Below are 5,144 nucleotides of genomic sequence, written 5' to 3'. Positions count from 1 at the left end.
TCCCGTCCCGGAGAGCGCGGCCGCGCACGGTGCCGCCCGCGCTCTCCGGGACGGGAGGACGGATCCCTCGGGTCGGGGGACTCCCGGGGCGGTCGGGTGCCCGTGCCGCCCGTACCGCCCGTGCCGTCCGCCCGGAGCACGGTTCGGCGGAGCGGTCCGCGGCGGATCGCTCCGCGGTACGGGCGGTCGGCCCGAAACGGTCCCCCCACGGACCGCGCGACCGGTGGTGCGTTACCGGTCGCGCGGCCCGCTCCCCGTGCCACTGGCCCCTTCGGCGCTCGTCCCCCACGGCGCTCGAACGGGGCTCATTCGGCCAGCACTCGGGCCAGCTCCGTCGTGGCACGGGCGATCTTGGTGTCCTGGTCGTCCATCAGGCGGCTCAGGTCGCCCCGCCGGGCGCGCACCGCCTGGCGGGCGGCCCGCTCCCAGACGACCGGGTTCTCGCGGCGGTTGAGCAGCTTGGGATACGCGGCGGCGGTGCACTCCCACTGCCGGGCGTCGGCGATGGCCCCGAGCAGCTGGATGATCCCGGCGCGGCAGGTCACGTGCGGCAGCTGCGCCAGTTCCCAGAGGAAGGGGACCGTGGCGGCCGTCGCCTGCTCCACCACGAAGCCGTACTGGCAGATCCGTTTCCGCAGATCCTCCAGGGCCGTCCGGGCCGTTTCGGCGTCCCCCCAGGCGATGCCGTTGAGCAGCAGGGGAATGGCCGCCGCGGATCCGGTGGAGTCCTGGATGTCGCGCCACGGCACACGGGACAGTGACGTGAGCGGTGTCGTACGGGCCATTCCGGTCGGGGACGTGCGGCGCACGGGGTGCTCGCTGCCCGGCTGTTCCGTAGAAACGCTGCGCATCGCGTGGGTGCCTTTCGCGGCGGTCGTGTCGAGTGGGGGAAGGGGTCAGGTGGACGGCCGGGGCCGGCCCGTCCCGCCCGCCGGGAGCACCGGAACCGGGAGGGCCGTCGCGACCGGTCTCCCGGCCCGCCGCGGCGCCGTGGCGGGCGCAGGGGTCCCGGCGGGCGCGGCCGGAGCACGGCCACGCGTCCGTACGGCGGCTCCGGCGGCCGGCCGGATCACTTGGTGCGCAGGTGAGGACACTCCGTCTCCCCGATGCGGCGTCAGGACAGCGCGCCAACAAGGGGGTTGACGCTCCGGCTATTATCCACGCCGAGAGCGTTCGCGTGCAATTGCACGAGAAATTGCGTGAAATTTTTTCGAGGTGGACCGGAGTGGATCGAGGGCGATCCGGCCCGGCCCGCCCCGGCGGACCGCCGGGCGCCGCCCGGCGCCACACAGGAACAGCGAGGAGGCCGCGGTGCCAGGAGTGCGCAACGGAGTGCGGGCGAGTTCCCTGGACGCCTGCTGGATCAAGAGCCGGCACAGCAACGCCGAGGGCAACTGTGTCGAGGTGGCCCCGCTGGAGGACGGGGACGTGGCGATGCGCAACTCCCGCGACCCCGACGGGCCCGCGCTGGTCTACACGCCGGCGGAGCTGGCGGCGTTCCTGGCCGGCGCGAAGGACGGAGAGTTCGACCACCTGGTCTGATCTGCCCGTCTGCCCGTCTGCCCGTCTGCCCGTCTGCCCGTCTGCCCGTCTGCCCGTCTGCCCGTGCGGTGCGAGCGGGCCGGCGCGGAGTCCAATCAGCCATTTCCGCAAGGCTTCCGCCGGGCGCCTACGCCGCGGCGCACTGGGGTGCGATAGTGTAAAACGCCCCTGTGCCGGTCTTGCTGGGAGTCAGGATGTCCGCCGCGTCGCCTCGCCTCTCCCGTCTGGAGCCCTACCTGGACCGGCCCGAGCCGGCCCCGACCCTGCTGAAGATGCTGGTCGGCGTGCAGCTGGCGGGCTTCCGCGAGGACGCCGGGCTGGCCCAGGACCAGGCGGCGCGTTCCGTCGGCTTCAGCGCGGCGAAGCTGTCCCGCATCGAGGCCGGCAAGGGACGCCGCCCGCCCACCGAGAGCGACGTGCGGGCCCTGCTCGAGCTGTACGGCACCGACGCCTACGAGACCTCGGTCCTGGTCAAACTGCTCCAGCGGGCCGGCGAGCCGGGCTGGTGGCAGCGGTACGACAAGCGGCTGATGCCCGAGTGGTTCGACCGGCTGGTCGGACTCCAGGAGGCCGCCGCCACCATCCGCACCTTCGAGATCCAGTACGTTCCCGGCCTGCTGCAGACCGCCGCCTACACCCGTGCGGTGGTGGAGCGCGGCCTGCCCAACGCGCCGGCGGGCGAGGTGCAGCGCCGCGTCGAACTCCGGATGCGGCGGGCCGAGCTGCTGACGCGGAAGGGCGCCCCGCAACTGTGGGCGATCATCGACGAGTCGGTCCTGCTGCGCGTGCTGGGCAGCGCCGACGTGATGCGTGAGCAGCTCACCCACCTGATGCGGATGGCCGAGCGCCCCAATGTCACGGTGCAGATCGTGCCGTTGAGCGTGACGAACGCGTCGGCCCCCGCCATTCCGGTGACGTACCTGCGCTTCGGCGGCCTCGACCTGCCCGACGTGGTCTACCTGGAACACATCAGGAGCGCCAACTTCCTCGAGGACCTCGACGAGACGGAGGAGTACCGGATCGCGCTGGACCGCCTCGCCGACGAGTCGCTGCGGCCCCGTGAGTCCCTGGAGCTGCTGCGCGCCACGGTGCGGGACCGCTACCCGGAACCGCGGTCCGGGAAGTAGCGCCTGGAGCCGGAACGCCGCGCGGGTGCGCCCCGGCCCGCTCCGGTGACCCGGGACCGGCGTGGGCCGGGGCGCCTGCGTGACCGCGCGCCGGCGGCACGCGTGCCGCGGGGGCCTACAGCGGGATCCGGCCCACTCCGCCGAACTCGATCCACTCCTGGCTGAGCTGACGGGGCGCCACCTCGGTGTCCGGGCGCCAGGTGGAGACCTCCACCAGGCCCGGCTCCAGGATCTCCAGACCCTCGAAGTACGAGGCGACGTCGCTCTCCCGCCGCACCCGGCCCCAGTGCCCCTGGGTCGCCCGGTCCATGAACTCGGTGACGGACCTGCGGACCTCCGGATCCTCGCTGACCAGCTGGCACATCACGAGGAAGCTGCCCGGCGCGAGCCGTTCCCGGACGCGGCGCACCAGGGCGGCTGGACCGTCGGTGTCGCTGTCCGGGATGCAGTGGAACACGCTGTTGAACAGCACGCAGGCCGGCTGCGAGAAGTCGATCAGGCGCCGCGTCTCGGCGTGGTCGAAGATCGCCTCGGTTTCCCGCATGTCGGCCTGGATGACCACCGTGCGCTCGTCCTGCTCCAGCAGTGCGCGCCCGTGCACCAGCACCATCGGGTCGTTGTCCACGTACACCACGTGGGTGGTCGGGTCGACGCGCTGGGCGACCTGGTGGACGTTCTCCTGGGTGGGCAGCCCGGAACCGTGGTCGAGGTACTGCCGTATCCCGTACTCCTGGGTGAGGACCCGGACGACCCGCTGGAGGAAGCGCCGGTTGTTCAGGGCCAGGCGGCGCGTACTGGGCACGACCCGGTCGAGCTCTTCCACGGCGGCACGGTCGGCGGCGTAGTTGTCCTTGCCGCCCAGATAGTAGTCGTACATGCGCGCGGCTGTCGGCACGGTCGCGTCGATCTCGGTGGACAGCTGATTGCCGGTGTGCATCGTTCCCCCTGCGGAGTGCCGCGCCAACTGGACTGGCTGGACAGGGAGTACATCCTAGGGAGCCCCGCACGGGTCGGACCAGCCCATCGGCGAACAAGACCCCGGAAGAAGAGCGGACCGCCGCCGCCGTCACCCGGTGTCGCCGGACCGGCGCACGCGGTCAACGCCCGCATCGACGCAGGTGTGCCGGTATCGTCGGTTTCGTCCCCGCCGGTGCACGGGGCGGACGAGGCCGGGCGGCCGGTTCGGCCGCTTCCCGGAGGGAGTCATGGACATCATGGACGACTACTACGATCTGGGCACCTACCGCCGCCCCGTGACGACCGCCGTGGCCGAGGCCCAACTCTGGTTCGACCGAGGCTTGTTGTGGACCTACGCGTTCAACCACGAGGAAGCGGTCGCCTGCTTCGAGAAGGCCGCCGCGGCCGACCCGGACTGCGCCATGGCCCACTGGGGCATCGCCTACGCCCTCGGCCCCAACTACAACAAGCCCTGGGAGGCCTTCGAGGGGGACGAACTCGTCCGCAGCGTCCAACGCACCCACGCCGCGGTCGAGTCGGCGCACGAGAGGGCCGCGGGAGCCACCCCGGTGGAGCGGGCCCTCATCGGCGCCCTGCGGGCCCGCTACCCCCAGGGCCGGGCCGTCGAGGACTGCTCGGTGTGGAACGAGCCCTACGCGGACCGCATGCTCGCGGTGTACGAGAGCGCCCCGGACGACCCGGACGTCGCCGTGCTCTGCGCGGACGCCCTGATGAACCTCACCCCCTGGCAGTTGTGGGACCTGAGGACCGGCCTCCCCGCGGCGGGGGCCCGCACCCTGGAGGCCAAGGCCGTGCTCGACCGTGCGCTCGCCGGCGAGGGGGGCGCACGGCACCCCGGCGTCGTGCACCTGTACATCCACCTGATGGAGATGTCCCCCACGCCGGAAGCCGCCCTCATGGTCGCCGACCGGCTGCGCGGGGCCGTGCCCGACGCCGGGCACCTGCACCACATGCCCTCGCACCTCGAGGTGCTGTGCGGCGACTACCGCCGCGTCGTGTCCGACAACGCCCTCGCGATCGCCGCCGACGAGAAGTACCTCGCGCGGGCCGGGGCCATGAACTTCTACACCCTCTACCGCGCCCACAACCACCACTTCAGGATCTACGGAGCCATGTTCGCGGGCCTCTCGGAGATCGCCCTGGAGGCGGCCGCGCGGCTCGAAGCCTCCGTGCCCGAGGAACTGCTCAGGGTGCAGAGCCCGCCGATGGCCGACTGGCTCGAGGGCTTCCTGGCGATGCGCTTCCACGTCCTGATCCGCTTCGGCCGCTGGGACGACATCCTGGCGCTGCCGTTCCCCGCCGACCCGGTGCTGTACTGCGCGACGACCGCGATGCTCCACTACGCCCGCGGCGTCGCCCTCTCGGCGACCGGCGACGTCGAGGGGGCCGGGGCCGAGCGGGAGAGCTTCCGTGCCGCGGTGGAGCGGGTGCCCCGGACGCGGATGCTGTTCAACAACACCTGCCGGGACATCCTCGCCATCGCGGCCGCGATGCTGG

The 5,144-nt window shown here is 72.5% G+C and carries 5 protein-coding genes; 3 read left to right on the top strand and 2 right to left on the bottom strand.

The genetic code is table 11. The annotated features are described in order from the left end of the window. Positions 1–305 precede the first annotated feature (305 nt). Positions 306–851 carry a hypothetical protein gene (locus AOK18_RS23215; protein ID WP_079105137.1) on the bottom strand — a complete coding sequence of 182 codons (546 nt, stop codon included), beginning with the start codon at positions 849–851 and terminating at the stop codon, positions 306–308. Positions 852–1,311: 460 nt separating this feature from the next. Here AOK18_RS23215 and AOK18_RS23210 point away from each other — a divergent pair, with 460 nt between their 5' ends. Together AOK18_RS23210 and AOK18_RS23205 are read left to right on the top strand one after the other, a co-directional pair. Next, a complete protein-coding gene (locus AOK18_RS23210; protein WP_055572281.1) occupies positions 1,312–1,542 on the top strand; it encodes a DUF397 domain-containing protein in 231 nt (76 codons plus the stop codon). 194 nt (positions 1,543–1,736) lie between these two features. Further along, entirely contained in the window at positions 1,737–2,669 is a 933-nt protein-coding gene (locus tag AOK18_RS23205) for a helix-turn-helix domain-containing protein (RefSeq protein ID WP_055695599.1), read from the top strand. Between the two features lie 115 nt (positions 2,670–2,784). On the opposite strand, the gene AOK18_RS23200 is transcribed toward AOK18_RS23205, so the two are convergent. Continuing rightward, positions 2,785–3,606: an SAM-dependent methyltransferase gene (locus AOK18_RS23200; RefSeq protein WP_055695598.1), complete on the bottom strand. Its 822-nt coding sequence runs from the start codon at positions 3,604–3,606 to the stop codon at positions 2,785–2,787. Between the two features lie 277 nt (positions 3,607–3,883). Between AOK18_RS23200 and AOK18_RS23195 the strand changes: the two genes are divergently transcribed. Further along, the coding region (locus AOK18_RS23195; protein WP_055695601.1) for a tetratricopeptide repeat protein at positions 3,884–5,144 on the top strand (1,261 nt) is incomplete at its 3' end.

Source organism: Streptomyces prasinopilosus (assembly GCF_001419695.1).
GTDB classification, from domain to species: domain Bacteria; phylum Actinomycetota; class Actinomycetes; order Streptomycetales; family Streptomycetaceae; genus Streptomyces; species Streptomyces prasinopilosus.
Note: the sequence above shows the minus strand (reverse complement) of the source record. Positions and strands in the feature narration are given on the sequence as shown.